We start from the raw sequence: 21,003 nt of genomic DNA, 5'->3' as shown, positions 1-21,003 counted from the left end.
ACTCGAAAATCTCGGTTTCTTTGGTTTAGAACGGTCCTGTGATATGATTTTTCAAATTCTAAAATGATAGGTAGTGGGTTATGAGAACTGGAGATCAAACTTTGATGAAAGAAATTAATAAATCAATTGTCACCGATATCATACGTAGTCAACATCCCGTTTCACGTGCGCGTATTTCTGAAATAACAGGTTTAAATAAAGCAACTGTATCCAGTTTGATTGATGAACTCATCCACGAAGGACTTGTCATTGAACTCGGTACAGGTCCTTCTGCTGTGGGACGGAGGCCACGTATGCTCGGTTTTAATGGTAGAGCTGGCTATGCTGTAGGCGTGGCTATTGATCTTCATGAAGTTCGTTTTTTATTGATAGATTTACTTGGCAAATTAGAAAAATCTCTGGTGATTGCATCTCCTGTGGGTATGGAAGTTGAGCAAACGGTGTATCAAGTAGTCGATGTGGTTCAACAAATAGTTCAATCAGCACCTTCATCCCCGTTAGGTGTGATTGGTGTGGGAATAGCTGTTCCAGGACTGGTAGATTTTAAGAAAGGTGTGGTATGGAACGCGCCTAATTTGCATTGGATGAATATTCCTTTACGTAAAATGCTTGAAGCACATTTAGATTTGCCTGTTTTTATTGATAATGAGTCTAATATGGGAGCCATTGCTGAACAATGGTTAGGTAAAGGACAAAATTATTCAAATTTTGTTTATTTAAGTGTAACCACAGGACTTGGTAGCGGTATTGTTGTGAATCGACAGTTGATGCGGGGAAGTGGAGGCATAGCAGGAGAAGTTGGTCATATGGTGGTAGTAGTGGATGGATTGCTATGTTCTTGCGGGAACAGGGGCTGTTTGGAAATGTATGCCTCAGAGAAAGCTTTAATAGAAATCTTTCAGCAAAAATCAGGTAAAGAGGTATCGACGGTGGAAGAAATCTTTCAACGGGCAGAGAATGGAGACGTTTTGGCTAAAGCAGCGATTTCTTCGGTTGGTAGGTATTTGGCCACAGGAATGAATAACTTAATCCATACTTGTAATCCGGAAAGTGTTATCGTGGGAGGGAGAATTACCCGTTTTCAATCCTTGCTTTGGGAAGCGATCCAACCTGTTCTTTCTAAATCCATGGTCGATTCTTTTTTTCACACGAAATTAGAATGGTCTACACTCGGTCAAAATGCGATTTCACTTGGAGCAGCTTCTTTAGTCATCGATCATCGTTTTGCTAAACCAACGATACTTTAAACACTAAAAACCTTTTGAATAGGCAATTGAAAAAAAATATATCTTGCGCTACTATTAGTTTGTTTCTTAACCAAACTAAATTGAGAATGATTCTTTGTTGTCTAAACCCGTTTTCTGTTCTGAGTTGAAGTGATATGCAGCACACAATATCTAATGCTGGAGGTTTTGAGATGGAATTTTTTCCTGAAGTTAAAGAAATTTCTTTTGAAGATGCTATATCGACAAATCCGTTAGCCTTTAAGTATTATCATCCCGATGAAATCGTTTTCGGGAAAACAATGAAGGATCACTTGCGCTTTGCAGTTTCTTATTGGCACACTTTTACACTAGCGGGTAATGATCCATTCGGAATGGGCAACATGCAACGTTCCTGGAATTCATTTAGTGGGCTTGATTTGGCTAAAAAAAGAGTTGAAGCAGCATTTGAATTCTTTCAAAAAATGCATGTAGGGTATTTTTGTTTTCACGATCGCGACATTGCCCCCGAAGGAGCAACTTTACGTGAAAGCAATCGCAATTTAGATGTAATCGTTACCATGATAAAAGAATACATGCAATCTACAGGTATTAAATTACTCTGGAATACGCAGAATCTCTTCTCTCATCCCCGTTTTGCCCATGGTGCGGCGACCTCACCAGATGCACGAGTATTTGCTTATGCGGCAGGTCAAGTGAAAAAGAGCTTGGAAATCGCTAAGGAACTTGGTGCTGAAAATTATGTATTTTGGGGAGGAAGGGAAGGCTATGAAACACTTCTTAATACGGATTTGAAATTTGAAATGGACAACTACGCTCGACTGTTACAGATGGCTTGCGATTATGCAGATGAAATTGGTTATCGAGGACAATTTTTAATTGAACCCAAACCGAAGGAACCCACTAAACACCAGTATGATTTTGATGCAGCCAGTACATTATCCTTTCTTAAAACATACGGATTAGATTTGCGTTTTAAGCTTAATATTGAAGCCAACCATGCAACATTAGCGGGTCACACATTTGAACATGAGCTGCGTTACAGCCGAGTCCACGGCATGCTGGGGTCTGTAGATGCGAATCAGGGCGATCCGCTGCTTGGTTGGGATACAGATGAGTTTCCTACGAATCTTTACAGCACTACGTTAGCTATGTATGAAATTCTTAAAAACGGTGGTTTCCAAACAGGTGGATTAAACTTTGACGCAAAAGTCCGGAGAACTTCCATGACCCCTCTTGATCTTTTTTATGGGCATATTGCGGGTATGGATAGTTTTGCAAGAGGTCTGAAAGTAGCCGCTAGTTTAATCAAAGATAAAATATTTGAAGAAGCAATAGCGAAACGATATCAAAGCTATCAATCCGGTATGGGTCAGGACATTATCCAGGGACGTGCCACACTGGCTTCTTTGGAAGAGAAAATATTGGACGAACCCGTCGACTCATTTGAGTCTGGTTATCAAGAGTTGCTTTTGTCGCGATTAAATCAATATTTATTGGAAGTGAAGTGAAGTTTATGACAAGCTTGAGCAAGTCATGTTTGTTAGGTATCGATGTTGGAACTTCCGGAGTGAAAGTGCTGCTGATGGACATAGACGGCCATATTTTGGCCGTCTCTACTGAGAGGTATGAAGTGTTGCACGAAAGGCCGCTATTCGCTGAACAAGATCCTGAAGTTTGGTGGGAAAAGACATGCTTAGCAATACAAAAAGTTATAGAAATTTCTGGATGTTCTTCTGACTCCATTCAAGGAATTGGTTTGACAGGTCAAATGCATAGCTTGGTTGTACTCGATAGTGATGGGAAAGTCATTCGACCGGCTATACTCTGGAGCGATCAGAGAACTCAACCAGAATGTGATTGGATGAATGAACATATTGGCAGTTCGCATATTCTTCGATTTACCGCTAATCCTGCTTTACCTAACTTTACCGCTACAAAATTGCAGTGGATACGTCAACACGAACCGTATCATTTCAAAAAAATAGCCAAGATTTTGCTCCCCAAAGATTATATTCGCTATTGTTTGACCGGAGAGTATGCCAGTGATGTATCAGATGCTTCTGGAACCCTTTTATTTGATGTGAGAAATCGCCATTGGTCTCAGGAGATGTGCGAACGTCTTGAGATTCCTATGGAATGGCTTCCGAGGGTGTTAGAATCGCCAGAATTGACAGGTACGGTCAATCCAACAGCAGCTGCCAAAACAGGACTGCAAATTGGTACAAAAGTGGTAGCTGGTGCAGGTGATCAAGCTTCGGGTGCAGTAGGTAACGGAATTGTACGTTCAGGTGTGGTCTCGAGCACGATTGGTACATCGGGTGTGGTATTTGCATTTGCGAAGAATATTGTTCAGGACGAACAAGGACGACTCCATTCATTTTGTCATGCGGTTCCAGGTGCATGGCACGTGATGGGAGTAACCCAGGCAGCAGGTGGTTCGCTTCAATGGTATGCCAAACAGTTTGCACCCCTTGAGCAGGCTTTGGCGGAAACTTTGGCAGAGGATATTTATGATCTGTTAGCCAAAGAGGCTGCACAGGTTGCAGCGGGCAGTGAAGGCCTAGTATATCTGCCCTATTTACTGGGAGAACGCACACCACATTTAGATCCGTATGCTCGTGCCGTTTTTTTTGGAGTGACAGTTCGCCATAAACGAGCTCATTTTGTTCGCGCCATTATGGAGGGTGTATCTTTTAGTTTACGAGACAGCCTCTCTTTAATTGAAGATTTACAATTGCCTATTGAAGAAATTCGTCTATCTGGCGGTGGAGCCAAAAGCGATCTCTGGTGTTCCATCCAAACGAATATATATGGACGAAGCGTGCACACTGTAGAATCTGATGAAGGTCCAGCGTTTGGCGCGGCTATATTAGCTGGAGTTGGAACGGGGTGTTTTGTGGATGTGGAGTCAGCATGCGATTTGCTGATTATGCGCAAACACACTTATCATCCTCAGTTAGACGAAATGAATTTATATAACCGTCAATATGCGGTTTATAAGGAAATATACGAATTGCTCAAACCTCTATATAGAAAATTCATAAGTTAAGTGGCGGACTAGTGAAAAAGAGAGGAGAGAAATATCGTGAGAAAGATGAATCATATACTGATTTATTTTTTTGGTGCCCTAGGCGGATTACTCTTTGGCTACGATACAGGTGTCATTTCTGGCGCTATATTGTTTATCAAAAAATCACTTCATTTAACTACCATAACGGAAGGATTAGTAGTCAGCGCAATTTTGATTGGAGCCATTATCGGATCGGCCATCAGTGGTCCTCTTGCCGATAAAGTGGGAAGAAAAATAGTTGTTCTTGCGGCAGCTCTCATTTTCTGCTTAGGAGCTGTTGGTTCAGCGTTTTCCGGGAATACAACAGATCTGGTAAGCTTTCGTATAGTGCTCGGTCTAGCTGTAGGTGCTGCTTCCACCATGGTGCCAATGTATTTAGCTGAAACAGCCCCTACTGAAATTCGAGGAGGATTGTCAAGTTTAAACCAATTTATGATCGTGGTTGGGATTTTACTGGCTTATATCGTCGATTATATTTTTGCTGCCAGTGAGGCTTGGCGTTGGATGCTTGGACTAGCTTTTGTACCGGGAGCTATTCTTTTTTTAGGTATGTTGTTTTTGCCAGAAAGCCCGCGTTTTTTACTTAAACAAGGTCAAGAAACAAAGGCGCGCAAAATTTTGCAACATCTGCGTAAAACCAGCCATGTGGAGCAGGAAATCCATGAGATTCAACAAGCCAACAAAATAGAAAACGGTGGTTGGCGTGAAATGAAACAACCTTGGGTAAGACCAGCTATTTGGACGGCTATCGGACTGGCTGTTTTTCAACAGGTCATAGGCACAAATACGGTTATTTATTATGCTCCAACTACGTTTACTAAGGTTGGACTTGGCTCTGCTGCAGCCATATTGGGTACAGTTGGCATTGGTTCTGTGCAAGTCGTTATGACGCTGATAGCAGTTCGCCTGATTGATCGCGTAGGTAGAAAGCCACTTTTAATCAGTGGGAGTATAGGTATGGCCTTGTCGCTTTTCATTCTTGGTTTAATGAATAAAGTTTTTGCTCATTCTGTTGCGACAGGATGGATTACCTTGATTTGTCTAGCCATCTATATTCTTTTTTTCTCCATCAGTTGGGGTCCAGTCATGTGGGTCTTACTATCGGAAATTTTTCCGCTTGGCATTCGCGGGACAGGTATGGGAATTGGAGCTGTAACGAATTGGGTGGCCAACCTTCTCGTTTCGTTGACTTTTCCCTGGCTTCTTTCCCGTTTAGGCATCAGTAATTTATTTTTGATATACGGTACTATGGGAGTGCTTGCACTTATTTTTGTGATTCTGAAGGTCAAGGAAACCAAAGGCAAGAGTTTGGAAGAAATTGAAATGGAATTGCGAAAACGTGGTCAGGCAAATGCAATTTAACCCATCCTATTGAGGAGGTGGCGCATGACTGTTCAAAAAACGATTTATGCTGGTGAAGAGGCTATTCAGCTTACGGCAGATGGTTATGAAGCCATTTTGTTACCAAAAAGGGGAGGAAATTTGGTTGCTCTTCGTCAACCTGCCCAATCATTAAGATTTCTTAGAGAACCCGAAAATAGAATGGATGCATTTAAACATTCTCCTCTACGTTTTGGGATACCCGTCTTGTTTCCCCCTAATCGGTATGATCACGGTCGTTTCAAACTATTAGGAAAACAGTATCAGTTACCCATGAATGAGCCTGAATATCAAAATCATTTACATGGCATACTGTATCATTTGCCGTGGGATGTTCTAGATATGGGAGAAAATTATGTGATTTTGTGTCAGGAGATTAAAGCTGGGCATCCATTTTATGAGTTTTGGCCGCATGACTTTTCTTTGATTTTAAAATATAAACTGAATTCATTAGGCTTGCATCAAGAAGCACGTATGGAGAATCACGGAGATGAAGCTATGCCCTGTATGTTAGGATTTCATACTTCGCTGCAAATACCGTTTCATACGCAAAGTGCTCCTCTAGATTATCGATTTCAGGCAGATATAGAACAGCGTTGGGAATTGAACGAGCGCATGTTGCCAACAGGCCGGCGTTTATCACTAAACTCGTGGGAAAAGCAAATGGATGAAAATGGAATATATCCGTTTGATTCTATTATGGACAATCTCTATTCTGCGAAAGAAAGGGAAGATTCTCAACGTGCGATTTTAACGGATCAACGACTAGGTGTTCGTTTCATCTATGAGACAGATCGTCAATATCGCTTCTGGATGATATGGAACAATAAGGCTTCCGGTGATATTTTCTGTGTAGAACCTCAAACTTGTATAGGAAATGCACCTAATGTCGCTCTTCCAACTGAGGAAACGGGGATAATTTTTATCGAGCCACGTGGAGTTTGGACAGCAAGAAGTCGTTTATACGCAGAAACTTTTTTCATGTAACATTTTTTTAACAGGTATCTTTGCTGGTTAAAGATCTTATTAGGTTGTTGGTTTTATGAATTCAAACCGACAACCTAACAAGGTCATTTATTAAAAAATGATTACTTAGAAATTTTCTGTCGAAATAGGAATCCTAATTTCTATAGTCGTTCCTTGTCCAATTGAGCTTTGAATTTCTATCATGCCATTGTGTTCTTCAACGATTCTCTGCACGATTGTCATTCCTATGCCATTGTCGACCACTCGCAAAATCACCCAATGCAAATGACGAAACAATCGGATCTGAATATTTCCGGGATCTTCTTGAATAGATTCTATAGAATTTTTTACTAGATTCATAATAAGTTTTCCCATTTGATGAGAATCTCCGTTAATATACAGATTTTCTTCTATATGCTGTTCAATTAAGATACTTTTGGAATTCGCCAGAGCAGTCAAAAAGGTAATGGATTGATGGACTTGTTTAGATAAATGAAAAACTTTATGTGTGTTTTTTTGGGGTTTGGCCAATAGCAACATCTCTGTTGTAATTTCTTCAATACGTTCCAATTCAGACCAGATCAGATCATAGGTACGTGCTGAAACTTGTTGAAGATCTTGTCTGAATAGTTGTAAAAATCCCTTGATTGCCGTCAATGGATTGCGAATTTCATGAGCTACCCCCGCCGCAAGTTCTCCAATAACGGCCAACTTTTCTGTTTTTAACATATATTCTCTTTGGGCAATAGTCTCCGAAATATCTCTGGAAATGATCATAAAAGAGGTTGGTTCTTTTTGGTCAGACTCCCAAATGGGAGTAATCGCGGTGTCCGTATAAATCACTTTGAATTGATGGAGAAGTCGCATCTCTATGCGCTTTTGTAGAGGATGGTTCGGTCTGCTTTGACAATATTCCTCAAGTTGAGAAAAATCTTCTGGGTGAATGATGGATGTAAAGTTCAAAGAATCGTTCTTATTTAATAAAAATAACTGCTGAAAAGAAGGCGAAGCATAGAGAATGTGAAATGAACGATCAATGATGAATATGAAGTCGCTTGTATGATTGGCAATCAGTTCGTATTTTTTTTTCAAGACTTTGTTCTTTTTTGCTAAAAAATTGATATTGGCGCGAGAGCAAAACCAGTGAGAGAATTAGTAATAAAATTACACTTAATTTGGGCAAATTTTTGTTGTCTATGATTAAAGAAAGAAAAAGAGCCATGATGATGGTAAGTGGCAGGCTATTGGTCAATGGTTTGATCGTCTTCTTACCTTTATATTGTTGTGTGCATAGGGTGACGAGTATAAACAAAAGTAAATTGACCATTTCAAAAATAAAAATGGAAAGGACTATACGAATATAGGATTCTATTCCTGATTTCCATTCTATAAAAACAAATGAAGACAGAACGGAGATAAAATACATTCCAAGTGTGGAAAAAAAACGAAACCAGCGAATTTTTTTTAGGTTCCATTGATTAAAACGCAAAAACGTAGCGAAAGTGCTTATGAAAATGGCGCTACATGTGACGTACAAACCATACTCATATAGCGCGAGCATATAAAACAATACGGAAGTTCCCCAGACGATTCCGCCTGGAAGAATCATTGGGAACGCTCCAGCAATGGCTGAACAGGCAATAATCCCAATTAAATTGAGATCTAAGTGAGTTGGATGTTTGATGAATGACATGACTGTCAATACGCAACCACAAATAAACAAGGTTAATAAATAAAATTTTTTGAGCAAAGATTCCATAGACATGTCTTTTCAATGAACCTTTCTCGCATTGCCATAGATAAACAAAATCAGTCCGCCTCCCACTATCAAATCACCAATGCTCATAAAAAATGGAGCGATATAAAATCTATCAGCAAGTATTTCTAAGTGTGGATGTGCTAGTATATTGTGGTGATTTCCAATATTTTTATAGTTGTCAAGGGGATAATGGAATGCAGAAGACAAGATGAGCATGGCTCCGTGATTGATAATAATTTCCAGGAAATGAAGCGATGCGCCGACTGCAATAAGAAAAAACCTGGGATTTTTAGGTTGTGAATCAGAAAGATCAGGGTGAGCCAGAAAAAATAGAGTTCCTAATTCTATGAAATAAAGAGGAGGCGATGGAATACGTCAATTCTTTTTCTCTTTGTTTAATAAAAACATTGCAGGCAAACCACGGTGAGATAGTTGAAGCCAAGTGTGAGTGTTGGAAACCTACCGATTATCTACATCAAGAAAGTCACATACCTGATTATACATACAAAGAATAAAAATGGGTTGCTGTCTGAATCCATGAGAATTGCTCGGCTCGAACACGTGCTGAGTGAGATAAAGTTTGACGTAAGCGAGGATGGTTGTAGAGTAATTGAATAGCGCTGACAAATTCCTCTGGATATTGAGGTTTGTCAATCAGTATTCCAGTTTCTTCAGTAACGAGTTCAGGTATGCCACCAATACGACTTGCTATGACTGGGAGACCACTGGACATTGCTTCCAAATTAACCATGCCGAATGCTTCATCCTGTTGAGAAGGGCAGACAAAAATATCTGTTTCGCGGTAGAGAACAGGTAATTGAGATGGGGAGACAAAACCTAACTTTTGGACAGGTAAGTTTTCGGCCAGTGCTTCTATCTCACGTCCATATTTTTTTTCCCAGGGTGGAGTTCGTCCAGCTACCGTCAATTGAATAGGTAAGTTGTAACTGTCAAGGATGTGCAGAGCTTGAAGCAATACGTGTAAACCTTTTTGACGAATGATGCGTCCTACAAATAATAAACGTAAAGTATGGGGGTTGCGTGAAACGGAGGAGAAAAGTGCATCATTCTCCATACGAGGGAAAAATTTTTCAAGGTTAACACCCGGATAAATGACGTTGGCTTGCCAATTTTTTTCTTTCAATTCGAATCGTTTGGCGATAGTTTCTTTCAAGTAAAGACTATTAACGATTACATAATCGGCATTGCATAGAATATCTTTCATTTCTGCTTGACTTTTATGGCGCGGTTGTAAAAAGGTTGTTGAATGTAAATTTAATAGAATTTTGCTGTTAGGGAATTTATGGCGAATCAAGGGAATCAGAAGGGGGCGATTTTCAATTTGAATCCAATCGGGTTGTACTTGTTGCAGAATGCGTAGAGTCTGTTTTCGGTAGGCATCGCGATCCAAGGAAAGTTTAATTCCTTCGAGTTTTTTTCCTGGCGCAATAATTTCATAGTCTTGAAATCCTATTTGTTGAAAAGCATGACTCAACGAATCGATATAGATTTGTACCGAACCTCCACGTAATGGAGGAATAGGCAATCCTTCTGGAGCTACAATCGCCACTTTCAACGAAAATCCCCCTTGTATCTCAAAATAAATCAACTTCCAGAAAACATTTTTAACCCATGTAACTATGTCGTCGTTTAATTTCAAATGGTTCCGGGCCAATTGGCCTATACAGACTATGAAGGATAGGCATATTTTAGGTCGACGAGATTGGGGGAGGTTGCCAATATGTTGATTGTCATTACGGGTCAAGTGCCTAATCCTTACATGCATCCTCGTCGAACGCTCGCTTATCAATTTCTTTCTGATGAAGCAAGTCGGGAAGAAAAAGAATTATTTTTCTTAAAGCCAAATCATTCGATGAATGGGCAGAACCGTTCTAAGTTTTGGATGCTATCTGGGCAGGAGAATCTGGCTATCGATGATCATTCGCTGCAAGCATTGCACCCTGTCTTCTATGATTTTATGTATCTTTCTGACTTGCGTTTGGCACGTTCTTCATACCGTGATTTACTACAGGATATTCGTTCAAGAAATTTCCCCCTTTTTAATCCCGAGATGCCGGGTAAAGAAAAAATATTTCGTTTTTTAAGTGAAAGCGCTCCATTATCGGAACAATTACCTATGACCATCTTTGATGTTACGCCCAAAAAAGTTTTGCGTCTCCTAAAGGATATGCCTGAATTATGGCTAAAACCCGTTCGTGGTTCAGGGGGAAGAAATTCAGTTTTTGTGCAGTATCTAGGACATGATGACTTTCACATTGTTACAGAACATTTTTGCGGGCAACAAATGGATTCTATGGTCAATCGGTATCAGTTAGAGAGTTTGCTTCGTTTGGCAGTGCAAGAACGTCGATATTTGGCTCAAGCACATGTACCTTTATTAAAGACAGAAAATCAATGTACAGCTGACTTGCGTATCACTTTAGTACGCAATCGTCAGGGCGACTGGGAGGTTGTGGCTTCCACTGGTAGAACTAGTCGTGCCCACTCACTTTTTACGAATTATCATGCAGGAGGCAAAGCAGTATCGTTGACCTATCCATCAACAGAAGCAAAAGTTTGGTTGCAATCTGTAGGTATGACTTTGGACGATGTTTATCGTGCTCAACAATTTGCCTCTCATGTGGCGCAAAGATTGCAAACCAATTTGCCTCACTTAGGTGTTCTTGGTATGGATATAGGTCAGACCAAAAGTGGTTCCCAATATGTCTATGACTGCAATGGTCGACCGGGTAGAGATATATTGAACGATTTAGAACTGGAGCGATACATGCGGTCCGTGGTCGGTTTTGCTTGTTGGCTTCAAGAGAACTTCTATTCTGAAGCCAGTCAGAATAATGCCCAGTCATCTAGAATCTTGATGGCCTTTAAGCGCGATTCCCAAGATTGTTTAAGAATAGAGAAGCTTTGAGAAGTGGATTGGATCTTCTTAAGCTGGCTGGCTACAAACCAAGCTTCCCTAGGAAGTCGAAAGAGAGCCGCAATGATTTGTTTTTGACTCATGTTGAGCGGATGTTCTTGTTCGTAACCATTTAACATGGATATAAGTAAGGTTGGAGAAAAATTTGTCGTATTGGCTAAAGCTTTAACTAATTCTAACAGTGACCAATCGATTTTCGTCTGTTCCCAATCGATGAGACAAATATCTGCTTCACGGCGAATGGTATTCGGTTTTGTCACATCCCCATGGATCCATGTGGGATGAGAAAGGGAAAAGTCAAGTTCATTACTTAAACTGCGTTTATCCAAGATAGAAAACGTTTCGCTGCTAAGCTTTTTGAGAATGGATGCATGTTGTTGAAACCAAATTTGTATGTCTGATCTCGTCGATTGTACATAAGGCAAATTTTGATCGATAAACTTTGCATGCAATTTACGTAGTTTTAGAAGTGTATTTTTACAAGATAACCTTCTTTCAGGAGTAGGTAATCGGTGCAGTTTTCCCAAAGCTTCTCCTAACAAGTGACAGTCAAATGGATGGCCAGTAAGTTGTTTTCCGGCTACCCACTCGCTGACATAAAATATTTGGTTAGCGTACCTTGTGTAGAGTTTACCGTCTGGTTGTTGAATCAATTTTGCCATATGCGGATAACCGAGATTTTGAATACTTAGAATTCGCTTTAATTTGGCTTCCAGTTGTTGAGAATTTCCTCCGTAAGGTTTTACCAAGAAAGTACCTTGTTGAGTCTGAATTTGATAGGCAGCGTTTTTTTTATATAAAGAAGGACATACGCGATAACTCAGCAACTGGAAACCATACGTTTGACTAATATGATTCAAGCAGACAAAGACAGTGTTCTTTTGGGAGATAGATGTTTTCATTCGCTTCTCCTCATAGAATTTATATTTGATCGAGTCTTCGAGGTTGCACAAAACCTGCTCTTTCACCGCGCGAATGAATGAGAAGCGATATCGCCTCTATATGATCGCCAATAATTAAATGTTTGAGAAAAGAGCCATGGCGAGCGGAATGAAGCTTGGCACGATATCGATTGCGTTGAATCACATCTACAAATCGAACAGGCTCTATTTTCAAATCGGATAAAATAGCACGAACCTGAGCTTTTGGTGGAACAGCAAGGTCTTCTACAGAAATCACATTTAAAACCCGACCACGGATGGCGTGGGGTACGGCCGTCATGGAACAGGCACCCAGATGAGGACAACCGAGTACCAAGTTAAGAAATGATTTCATGGTGGTAACAGCGTCTCTTTTCGCGATTGTTGAAATTCCGCTGGAAAGATCGTTCAATGCAATATCTGCTCCTGCTTCGATTGCTTCGAGAAAAGGAACCAATTCTTCTGCAGGAACAGCAAAATCGCTATCTACAAAAAGAATGCCTTCAGATGATTGGGCTAAAGATGCACCAATGGCGCGGCCCACGTCATGGCCAAGGGGCATTGTAAAAGACTGAACGTGTGCACCGTTTTGTTCAGCCACCCTTGCAGTGTGATCGTCTGAGCCATTTTCGATGACGTAGATGTCGCTGACTTTAGTTTTGAATAGTTCTCGAATAACTCCAGGAAGAGTTTTTTCCTCATTGCTTGCTGGCACGACGGCAACCCATTGGTGCGAATCATGGGAACTTGACTCTTCGATGAAATCTCGTCGGCGTCTGTCAGCATAACCTCCACGTTCACCTTTTTGTCGGATAATTTCTGCAAATGCTTCAACGTGATCGCCCAATATAACATCTTGCATATGATAACCATCTCTATGGGTTGCTCTGCGGCGATTGCGAATTCTAACATTGATATAAGTAGGTGCGGTAATTTTGAGTCCAGCCAGTACAGCTTTGGTTTGAAAGAGAGGCGGTACAGCCAAAAATTTTGCACCGATTTTTTGAATAGCACTTTTCCGGACAGCATGAGGAACTGCCGTTAGGGAAGCTGCCTGAAGATGGCCCATGCCAAGTGCTATGTTTAAAGTTCTTTTCGCTACAGCGGTTGGATGGTGGAAATATCGACTGCCTTTTAATGGATAGCGATTGAGAGCGATGTCAGCACCCTGACGCAGAGATTGGACCAATGGCTGTAATTCTTCGATTTTCCATACGATATCGGCATCTAAAAAAAGTATATATTCACAGGAAGCTAGCTTGGCACCAATAGCACGCCCAGTGTCTGGTCCAAGTGGTTCAGGATAGGAAACCACCAAGGCGCCAGCATGATTGGCGATTTGTTCAGAATTATCCGTACAGCCATTAGCGATCACAATAATCTCTTTAACGGCTTTCCACTGTTTGAGGGTTTCTAAATTTTTCCTCAATCGTTCTTCCTCATTACGAACTGGAAGTATAACACTGATTGCTAATGTTTTGGATTGGTATCCAGATAGTTGGTTAGGTGTCCGGCGTTTAGCCAGCACACGGGTTGATGGTAATGAGCGCAATACCATGCCCCCCTTTACAATGGCTGTTTCACAGCATATGAACCGTGGGAAACACTGGTGAGTCTGAATAAAAAGGTCAACCACAATCTTTCATGTGTGCGCATATACAGTGGGAGTGGCTCGCAAAGATTCTTATGGAAGCGGAGGCATGACCGTGAGTCGTTGGCAAGTGTTTGAACAGAATTTTCCATTTGTTGTGCAATCATTTCGGAAGGTCAGAAAAGGGGTTTATCGCGTAAAAACCACTACGTCCGGAACACTTTGCGTGAAACTTCTCGATGGACCTACTGAACATGTCTATCATGTGGTAGATATACTTCTACATTTGCGCGATCGCGGTTTTGCTAAAAGTCCTCGACTTTTCTCCAGCCGACGGGGGGAATGGGTCTTTCGCAATCATCAAAAATATTATCTTGTCACTCCCTGGATTTCCGGCAGACAACCTAATTTTCAGCGCTTTGTTGAATGGCGTGATGCGATACAAACATTGGCTCAATTTCATCAATCTGCAGAGCAATTTCAATCGCCATGTATTCCTGCCGAAAAGATCAGATATCATGAGATTTTTCAGAAAATAGAAAGCGCAGAGAAGATTTTGTGCAAGTTGGAGGCCAAACCATCGATAGATTTTTCATTAGATGGATTAAGAAGCATTTTGCTCAAAGCGGTGGAACAAGTTGAACATCCCGAAATTTTAACGGCTATCGAGCAAGAACAACAGATGGGAGCATTCATTCATGGGGATTATAATTATCCTAATTTAGTTTTCCAAACAACAGGTAGCCTGCAATTGATTGATTTTGATAATACATCTATGCAGAATCGAATGATAGATCTTGCCCACCTTTTGCATCGGAGCGCTATATGGGATGCTCAACGGATGATAGAGGCTATCAAAATTTATCAGCAAATTCGACCTATTTCAAACTATGACAGACGATTTTTGTTTACGCTTCTGCATATTCCGTATCCATTGGTTCGTTGGTATTTCATGCAAAAGCGTCATGTTAGTCATCGCCCCGCTCCTTTGCTCTCTTCTCAAACAGCCGTATACTATAGTGAAAAATTAGAAAAAGAGTTACTTTGAATGATGAAAAATTCGCCTCAGGAACTCATCCATATAGAGATCAAAATAGGTCAGCCCATCGGCTGACTTCTTACAAGAGGCACTAAATTTTGGGCGATGACACGATGTCCCAAGTTGTTAGGATGAACTGGTGCTATAGGGCTAGTTAACACATCTTGAATTTTTCCATTTCGATAACCATAGATGAGTTCGGCCTGTCGACCAGCAAACCAGGTATGACATGGTGCTACACTCGTCTGCATTCGACTGGCTACAGAGAGTGTTGCAGTATTTAGAGCTTCAATAGTTTCACTAGCAATTGGAGAGTTTGGAAATGGATTGTATTGCGTGCAAACAATAATCTGGGCTCTACTGATTTGTCGAATCATTTGGAGAAGAGCAGCTAAACTTTGGCTATAACCAACCAATGCCTTATGGATGGCAGAACGTGGGGCACCGCCAAGGATTTGTCTGGCCGCGTCGACCAAATTATCTCCGCCTACCCATAGACTGACGACTTTTGCTTGCTCTAGATAAACAGGGGAATGGTTGGTTACATAATAGAATAAGTCCTGGCTGGTCCATCCGGGCTCAGCTAAGACTTCGCCATTCCAGATGGAACGTTGTTGAGAAAGCATAGATGTTACGAGACTTGGATAGGCAAGCGACCAGGAAGAAGCGCATTCTCCGGCAGTGATGGAGTCGCCTAAGGCTATATATAATGACATCTCAATTCGCCCCCTTCACAATCAATGATGCTGAAATATCAAATGAAAAAAGATGCTCTAAAGTTGTGTTCAGGTGTCTATTTTGCTAAAAAAGTGCGCTTGGAAAGGTGGAGAAAGCATTGCGTGTCATGAAAGTCATTGTGCGGCGTTTGGCGATGAAATTGCGTCAGCCATTTGTAACCTCTTATGGTGTGGAACAAGAAAAAGATGTACTGCTATTGGAAGTTCAAACGGAAACACCGAAGAGTGGGTTTGCAGAATGTGTGGCTATGCCCTCTCCTTATTACAATGAAGAGACAACAGAAACGGCCTTGTATATAATCAGTAAATTTCTAATACCGCTGATATGGCGGATGGAGTGGCAAAGCCGCGAAGATTTGTGGACTACCCGCTTTGCCTTTCGCCCTGTTCGTCATCACGAGATGGCCAAGGCTGCTTTGGAAATGGCTATATGGGATGCGTTTGCAGCAGAGTATCAACAACCCATATCCCAATTGCTGGGTGGTGTGAAGAAGGAAATTCCAGTAGGGATTAGTGTGGGGATTGAAACTTCGTTGTCTCACCTGTTAAAACAGGTAGGGAACTATGTGGAACAAGGATATCAGCGTGTCAAATTGAAAATTCAACCTGGTTGGGATTATGTTCCTCTCCAAGCGCTTCGAAGTGCATTCCCGCGATTACAGTTACTTGCCGACGCGAATAGTGCCTATCGGTTAGAGGATGCAGAACAACTGAAGCAATTGGATTCCTTGGGGCTTGTCATGATAGAGCAGCCGCTAGAACCGGATGATATACTTCACCATGCGCAACTGCAAGCAAAATTAGACACTCCTATTTGTTTGGATGAAAGTATTCGGAGTGCCAGTGATGTAAAAAAAGCGGCAGAAATGGGTGCCTGTAAAGTGATCAATTTAAAACCTGGGCGAGTGGGTGGATTTGCTGAATCTATAGAGATTCACAATATCTGTGTAGATAATGGACTTGAGCTTTGGTGCGGGGGAATGTTCGAAACCGGGATCGGGCGCTTGCATAATATTGCCTTGACCTCTTTGCCGGGATTCACTCTGCCGGGCGATACATCACCGAGTGACCGTTATTTTGAGCGAGATATTATCAATCCGCCTGTAGTGTTCTCACGTCCAGGATTTTTATCTGTCGATCCGTTAGTTGGTGTTCAAGAGCGGATAGATTGGTCTGAAATTAAGCGCTCGCAGGTTTCGGAGTATGTGTTTGAACGTCCTGAAATTTGACTTCGCTAGACTTTTGTTTGTCATCCATACTCAATTGAAAGGTCACCAGCCTTTCCATTTTATGAGTCGATTGGAGGCTGGTGACTGATTATCAATCTAAGTGTGACAGGAACGACACCTGCCGTTGAGTTTGGCCAGTTTAATCTTGAAGATCAGTTGGGGCTGCTTCTGCTAGATGAAGTGCCTCGGCAATACGTTGTCCGTACTCTTGGTCAGCCTTGTAAAAATGTCCAATCTGTCGAAGTTGAATGTTTTTTTGTGCTTGACCCAACGATGCGGCAATATTGTCAATTAAATCTGTTTTTTCGCTTTCTGGTAATAGGCGGTACAAATCTCCAGCTTGAGTATAAAACTGGTTTTGTGGATAAGCGTACGATCCGCTCAAACCCTGTAAGGACAAGCCTGGTTCGCTAGCTGCTGGGTCTTGTTTGGGACCGTGAAAACTGTTTGGCTCGTAGTAAACAGAATCTCCGCCATTACCGTCTACACGCATGGCACCGTCGCGCTGGTAGTTTGTTACAGGTGACAGAGGACGATTCACTGGCAATTGCGTATGATTGATGCCGAGTCGGTAACGATGGGCATCTGCATAAGCAAAGAGCCGCCCTTGTAACATTTTGTCTGGAGAAAAAGTAATTCCAGGAACTACATTGGCTGGTGAGAAAGCTGCTTGTTCAATTTGAGCGAAGTAATTATCTGGATTGCGGTTCAACACAATCCGTCCCACAGGGATTAAAGGATAATCTTTTTGGGATATGGTTTGAGTGACATCAAAAACATCAAAGCGATAGTTTCTGGCTTCGTCGAATGGAATGATTTGTACCCATACAGACCATTCAGGGTATTCTTTGCGTTGAATGGATTCAAACAAATCGCGTGTAGAATAATCCGGATCTTCTCCCGCTAATTGTACAGCTTCATGGCGTCGCCAATTCTCGATACCTTGTTCTGTACGGATATGATATTTAACCCAAACACCCTGTCCAGCCTCATTAACCCATTGAAAAGTATGACTTCCATATCCATGCATGTGTCTATAGGTTCGAGGAGTACCGCGATTGCTGAAGAGAATGGTTACTTGATGGATGGATTCTGGTGACAGTGACCAAAAATCCCATATAGCATCAGGATTCTTGCAATTCGTCACAGGATGGCGCTTTTGTGAATGAATAAAGTCTGGAAATTTTAGTGGATCTCGAATAAAGAAAACCGGTGTGTTGTTACCAACGAGATCATAATTACCTTCTTCTGTATAAAATTTAATGGCAAATCCACGAGGATCACGTTCAGTGTCAGCAGAACCTTTCTCTCCAGCCACAGTGGAGAAACGAATCAGGACAGGAGTGCGTTTGCCAACTGTGGAGAGAAATTTTGCCCGGGTAAACTCTGATACATCATGAGTAACCTCAAAATATCCAAAAGCACCTGCCCCTTTTGCGTGGACGACTCTTTCAGGAATTCTTTCACGGTTAAAAGCAGCCAATTTCTCAATAAGATGAACGTCTTGCATGAGGATAGGACCTTGGTAGCCTGCGGTTTGCGAATTTTGATTGTCAGCCACGGGGGAACCAGTTGCAGTTGTTAGTCTATTTTCGCTCAATTCAAACACCTCTTTATATGAATTTAAACTTAGTTTAAATCTATATATTTTTAGTGTCAAGTTAAAAATCCCATGAGGCTATGACGATGAAAGGACAAAATTTTTAGTCTCAAATAAAAACATTGTTTATAATCTAAGATGACGCTTTCAAAATAGATGAGAGGAGAGTGAAGTTGTTGCGTCGGACTCGTTATCGATGGGTCATAATATTTCTTTTATTTTTTATCACAGTGGTCAACTATATTGACCGTTCAGCAGCATCGTATGCTGCATCTGATTTCATCAAGGAATTTCATATCAATGCAGCGGTTCTTGGTGGGGTTCTTGGAGTCTTTTCTATTGGTTATATGATCACGACATTTTTTGGCGGAATTTGGGTTGATAGGGCGGGAGCCCGTTGGGTCTTGACCATCTCATCGATTGTTTGGTCCATTGCCATGGGATGGACGGGATTGGCGACCTCTTTGACGACCCTGTATCTCGCCCGTTGGTTGCTTGGGTTAGCGGAAGGTCCAAATTTTCCAGCCATGAATCGGGCAGTCGGAGATTGGCTTTCCAAACGGGAGCGAGCCATAGCGTTGTCTAATTCGCTTGTGGCTGTTCCTATAGCTTTGGCCATTGGTGCTCCTATTGTTACGCAGCTGCTGATTCATACTTCCTGGCGTACGACTTTTATTATTCTTGGTATCGTCGGTCTGATTTGGGTACCAGTCTGGTTTCTCTTATTCCGTGATTTTCCCGAACACAGTCGACGAGTGAATCGTTTGGAATTAGAACATATCCGTGATGGGGAGCAAGTGAAAAGCGGATCGGATAAAGAAATGCGTAAACAACAGAGGCAAAGCGTCAAGGGGATTTGGAAATTTTTATTAACCAATCCCACGCTACTTGCCAATGATTGGGCCTTTTTTGTCTTTGGGTATTATCTCTTCTTCTTTATGACCTGGTTGCCACAATATTTAGGCAGAGTGTATCACTTAAAGCTGGGGAGTATTGGGCTATTTGCTATTTTGCCATGGTCATTGGCTGCAATACTCCTCTATGGATTAGGTTATCTGTCCGACCGAGTACTGAAAAAAACAGGTAGTTTGCGCAAGGCTCGCAGCCATCCAATTTGGATTTCTCAGTTGCTAGCCGCTATTTGTATTTTGCCGATTATTTACACACATACACTGTGGGTAGCCATCTTGTTTATCTCTTTGGCGGTTGGGTTTGGTATGAGTTCTAATTCCACTTTTTATGCCATTAATGTTGACGTAGCTGCTGAACGCACAGGTACGGCTTTGGGTGTCATGGATACCTTTTTTGCTATATCTGGTTTTGTAGCGCCTTGGATTACAGGTGTTGTCGTACATGCGACCGGACACTTTACCGATGCTTTCTGGTTACTTTTTATTCTTGCCCTCACTTCGGTATTGGCGGTTCTTCTTTTCCATCACCCTGATAAACAAAAGACGCTGAAAGAACGTAGTGAATTGAATTAAAAAACAAAGGGGCTGAAAAGCCCCTTTGTCAAAATATGCAAGTCTTATGTTATTCTGCGTCGTCTTCGCTTTCGTCAAGCAAATCTTCATTGTAGGCATCTACAACTTTTTGCCATTCTTCATCGGATTCAATATCTGCCAAGACCATTTGGTCGCCATCTTCGCCATCTATACGGAAGATAACGCCTTCTTCCAAATCTTCGTCAACAGGGAGCAATACCGCGTAGTCTCTACCGTCTACGGTTAGCACTTCACCCAGAATAAAATTGTGCTCTACGCCATCCTCGTCTTCAAGGACAATGATTTCTTCATCCAATTCGTGTTCATGGTCATGTTGATGTTCGTCAGCCATTATCATCCTACTTTCTGCCTTAAGGCAATTAACTGCTGTAGAATACCAATTGCTTTCTGAAATCGTCAATCTTTCTTAAATGTATACGGCTCTGTAAGTGGACGAGCCATCTGTTTGCCAATTTGCTCCAGAAGATTTTCCACATTTTCGGCTGATTTTTGTAATAAGACAGCTTCTGGTTCGCTATCCAACTCCTGTTTTACAGATTCCAATGTTTTGAGCATATTTGCCATATGAATAGCTGGAACTCCACGTGCTTGCAACTCAGCTATTTGTTCCGTCAAGTCTTGAAACTGTTGAAGTAACTTACGAGCTTTGGGATTGTTCTGCAGCTTGGCTTCTGCTTCTTGATATGCTTTCACTTCATCAGATTCCAAAATCGCATCTGCTAATTCTTCAGTTAAACTGAGAAGTTCCACCATATCTACAGGTTTTGGAGAGTTCATCGCATTTATTCGCCTATCTTTACATGGTGATCGTGCAATTCGTTATATTGCTTAAAAGGCGCGGTAGGTTTATTTTCAATAACATCTCCCACTATGCCGAGCAATATAGCCAAAACAACCAGCACGCTCAGAACAATATAAGAATGTGCCAGAAGACCAACCAGCACGGCTGCAAACATTGCTGAAAAAATGAGATATCGCAAACGGCGTGTTTTTTGCATAGGATTTGCTTCCTCCCATACTACCCTGATTTCAGAACTCTTATG

General features: G+C 41.5%; 20 protein-coding genes. 9 read left to right on the top strand and 11 right to left on the bottom strand.

Annotated elements, in window-relative coordinates; translation table 11 throughout:
- The first annotated feature begins 104 nt into the window (after positions 1-104).
- From FY534_RS09530 to FY534_RS09510, 5 genes are all read left to right on the top strand, one after another.
- Positions 105-1,247 (top strand): ROK family transcriptional regulator, encoded by a 1,143-nt coding sequence (locus tag FY534_RS09530; RefSeq protein WP_238413755.1) that lies wholly within the window; start codon positions 105-107, stop codon positions 1,245-1,247.
- 170 nt (positions 1,248-1,417) lie between these two features.
- Complete coding sequence (xylA, locus tag FY534_RS09525; RefSeq protein WP_203114416.1) at positions 1,418-2,734, top strand: xylose isomerase; 1,317 nt, start codon at positions 1,418-1,420, stop codon at positions 2,732-2,734.
- Positions 2,735-2,739: 5 nt separating this feature from the next.
- The gene (gene xylB, locus FY534_RS09520; RefSeq protein WP_203114415.1) at positions 2,740-4,275 is read left to right on the top strand and encodes a xylulokinase; all 1,536 of its coding nucleotides are present in this window, start codon (positions 2,740-2,742) and stop codon (positions 4,273-4,275) included.
- 36 nt (positions 4,276-4,311) lie between these two features.
- Positions 4,312-5,658 (top strand): sugar porter family MFS transporter, encoded by a 1,347-nt coding sequence (locus FY534_RS09515; protein WP_238413482.1) that lies wholly within the window; start codon positions 4,312-4,314, stop codon positions 5,656-5,658.
- Positions 5,659-5,682: 24 nt separating this feature from the next.
- Positions 5,683-6,663 carry an aldose 1-epimerase gene (locus FY534_RS09510; protein WP_203114414.1) on the top strand — a complete coding sequence of 327 codons (981 nt, stop codon included), beginning with the start codon at positions 5,683-5,685 and terminating at the stop codon, positions 6,661-6,663.
- 105 nt (positions 6,664-6,768) lie between these two features.
- Here the strand turns inward: FY534_RS09510 and FY534_RS09505 are convergent, their stop codons facing one another.
- From FY534_RS09505 to FY534_RS09490, 4 genes are all read right to left on the bottom strand, one after another.
- The gene (locus FY534_RS09505; protein WP_203114413.1) at positions 6,769-7,734 is read right to left on the bottom strand and encodes a histidine kinase dimerization/phospho-acceptor domain-containing protein; all 966 of its coding nucleotides are present in this window, start codon (positions 7,732-7,734) and stop codon (positions 6,769-6,771) included.
- Positions 7,676-8,401 carry a hypothetical protein gene (locus FY534_RS09500; protein ID WP_203114412.1) on the bottom strand — a complete coding sequence of 242 codons (726 nt, stop codon included), beginning with the start codon at positions 8,399-8,401 and terminating at the stop codon, positions 7,676-7,678. Before FY534_RS09500 ends, FY534_RS09505 begins: the two co-directional genes overlap by 59 nt.
- 12 nt (positions 8,402-8,413) lie before the next feature.
- Positions 8,414-8,725: a DUF5317 family protein gene (locus tag FY534_RS15035; protein ID WP_370541569.1), complete on the bottom strand. Its 312-nt coding sequence runs from the start codon at positions 8,723-8,725 to the stop codon at positions 8,414-8,416.
- A 172-nt stretch (positions 8,726-8,897) separates the two neighbouring features.
- Positions 8,898-9,971, bottom strand: a complete 1,074-nt coding sequence (locus tag FY534_RS09490) for a glycosyltransferase family 4 protein (protein WP_238413754.1) — start codon at positions 9,969-9,971, stop codon at positions 8,898-8,900.
- A 171-nt stretch (positions 9,972-10,142) separates the two neighbouring features.
- Here FY534_RS09490 and FY534_RS09485 point away from each other — a divergent pair, with 171 nt between their 5' ends.
- Positions 10,143-11,330 carry a YheC/YheD family protein gene (locus tag FY534_RS09485; protein WP_203114410.1) on the top strand — a complete coding sequence of 396 codons (1,188 nt, stop codon included), beginning with the start codon at positions 10,143-10,145 and terminating at the stop codon, positions 11,328-11,330.
- Here the strand turns inward: FY534_RS09485 and FY534_RS09480 are convergent.
- Both FY534_RS09480 and FY534_RS09475 read right to left on the bottom strand, forming a co-directional pair.
- Positions 11,249-12,241 (bottom strand): aminoglycoside phosphotransferase family protein, encoded by a 993-nt coding sequence (locus FY534_RS09480; protein ID WP_203114409.1) that lies wholly within the window; start codon positions 12,239-12,241, stop codon positions 11,249-11,251. The two genes, FY534_RS09485 and FY534_RS09480, sit on opposite strands and share 82 nt — an antisense overlap.
- 19 nt (positions 12,242-12,260) lie before the next feature.
- A complete protein-coding gene (locus FY534_RS09475; protein ID WP_238413481.1) occupies positions 12,261-13,811 on the bottom strand; it encodes a glycosyltransferase family 2 protein in 1,551 nt (516 codons plus the stop codon).
- A gap of 154 nt (positions 13,812-13,965) precedes the next feature.
- Between FY534_RS09475 and FY534_RS09470 the strand changes: the two genes are divergently transcribed.
- On the top strand, positions 13,966-14,898 hold the full coding sequence (locus tag FY534_RS09470; RefSeq protein ID WP_203114407.1) for a phosphotransferase: 933 nt from the start codon (positions 13,966-13,968) through the stop codon (positions 14,896-14,898).
- A 50-nt stretch (positions 14,899-14,948) separates the two neighbouring features.
- Here the strand turns inward: FY534_RS09470 and FY534_RS09465 are convergent, their stop codons facing one another.
- Positions 14,949-15,605 (bottom strand): SGNH/GDSL hydrolase family protein, encoded by a 657-nt coding sequence (locus FY534_RS09465; protein ID WP_203114406.1) that lies wholly within the window; start codon positions 15,603-15,605, stop codon positions 14,949-14,951.
- 128 nt (positions 15,606-15,733) lie between these two features.
- Between FY534_RS09465 and menC the strand changes: the two genes are divergently transcribed.
- Complete coding sequence (gene menC / locus FY534_RS09460) at positions 15,734-16,855, top strand: o-succinylbenzoate synthase (protein ID WP_238413753.1); 1,122 nt, start codon at positions 15,734-15,736, stop codon at positions 16,853-16,855.
- Between the two features lie 139 nt (positions 16,856-16,994).
- Here the strand turns inward: menC and FY534_RS09455 are convergent, their stop codons facing one another.
- Positions 16,995-18,455 carry a catalase gene (locus FY534_RS09455; protein WP_072873746.1) on the bottom strand — a complete coding sequence of 487 codons (1,461 nt, stop codon included), beginning with the start codon at positions 18,453-18,455 and terminating at the stop codon, positions 16,995-16,997.
- Between the two features lie 173 nt (positions 18,456-18,628).
- Between FY534_RS09455 and FY534_RS09450 the strand changes: the two genes are divergently transcribed.
- On the top strand, positions 18,629-19,939 hold the full coding sequence (locus FY534_RS09450; RefSeq protein ID WP_238413480.1) for an MFS transporter: 1,311 nt from the start codon (positions 18,629-18,631) through the stop codon (positions 19,937-19,939).
- Between the two features lie 49 nt (positions 19,940-19,988).
- Here FY534_RS09450 and FY534_RS09445 read toward each other — a convergent pair whose 3' ends face one another.
- From FY534_RS09445 to FY534_RS09435, 3 genes are all read right to left on the bottom strand, one after another.
- Positions 19,989-20,291: a DUF1292 domain-containing protein gene (locus tag FY534_RS09445; RefSeq protein ID WP_072873747.1), complete on the bottom strand. Its 303-nt coding sequence runs from the start codon at positions 20,289-20,291 to the stop codon at positions 19,989-19,991.
- 65 nt (positions 20,292-20,356) lie between these two features.
- Positions 20,357-20,737, bottom strand: coding sequence for a YlbF/YmcA family competence regulator (locus FY534_RS09440; RefSeq protein WP_083574138.1), 381 nt, complete (start codon positions 20,735-20,737; stop codon positions 20,357-20,359).
- A gap of 5 nt (positions 20,738-20,742) precedes the next feature.
- On the bottom strand, positions 20,743-20,958 hold the full coding sequence (locus FY534_RS09435; RefSeq protein ID WP_072873748.1) for a hypothetical protein: 216 nt from the start codon (positions 20,956-20,958) through the stop codon (positions 20,743-20,745).
- Positions 20,959-21,003: the final 45 nt, after the last annotated feature.

This window comes from Alicyclobacillus sp. TC (assembly GCF_016804365.1).
GTDB classification, from domain to species: Bacteria; Bacillota; Bacilli; order Alicyclobacillales; family Alicyclobacillaceae; genus Alicyclobacillus_I; species Alicyclobacillus_I tolerans.
Note: the sequence above shows the minus strand (reverse complement) of the source record. Positions and strands in the feature narration are given on the sequence as shown.

What these genes read in the sequence shown, in the direction of transcription:
- FY534_RS09435 (WP_072873748.1), bottom strand. Translation starts at nt 20,958, where the DNA reads ATGCAAAAAACACGCCGTTTGCGATATCTCATTTTTTCAGCAATGTTT.
- FY534_RS09480 (WP_203114409.1), bottom strand. Translation starts at nt 12,241, where the DNA reads ATGAAAACATCTATCTCCCAAAAGAACACTGTCTTTGTCTGCTTGAAT.
- xylA (WP_203114416.1), top strand. Translation starts at nt 1,418, where the DNA reads ATGGAATTTTTTCCTGAAGTTAAAGAAATTTCTTTTGAAGATGCTATA.
- FY534_RS09440 (WP_083574138.1), bottom strand. Translation starts at nt 20,737, where the DNA reads ATGAACTCTCCAAAACCTGTAGATATGGTGGAACTTCTCAGTTTAACT.
- FY534_RS09530 (WP_238413755.1), top strand. Translation starts at nt 105, where the DNA reads ATGAAAGAAATTAATAAATCAATTGTCACCGATATCATACGTAGTCAA.
- FY534_RS09485 (WP_203114410.1), top strand. Translation starts at nt 10,143, where the DNA reads ATGTTGATTGTCATTACGGGTCAAGTGCCTAATCCTTACATGCATCCT.
- xylB (WP_203114415.1), top strand. Translation starts at nt 2,740, where the DNA reads ATGACAAGCTTGAGCAAGTCATGTTTGTTAGGTATCGATGTTGGAACT.
- menC (WP_238413753.1), top strand. Translation starts at nt 15,734, where the DNA reads ATGAAAGTCATTGTGCGGCGTTTGGCGATGAAATTGCGTCAGCCATTT.
- FY534_RS09465 (WP_203114406.1), bottom strand. Translation starts at nt 15,605, where the DNA reads ATGTCATTATATATAGCCTTAGGCGACTCCATCACTGCCGGAGAATGC.
- FY534_RS09500 (WP_203114412.1), bottom strand. Translation starts at nt 8,401, where the DNA reads ATGGAATCTTTGCTCAAAAAATTTTATTTATTAACCTTGTTTATTTGT.
- FY534_RS09510 (WP_203114414.1), top strand. Translation starts at nt 5,683, where the DNA reads ATGACTGTTCAAAAAACGATTTATGCTGGTGAAGAGGCTATTCAGCTT.
- FY534_RS09445 (WP_072873747.1), bottom strand. Translation starts at nt 20,291, where the DNA reads ATGGCTGACGAACATCAACATGACCATGAACACGAATTGGATGAAGAA.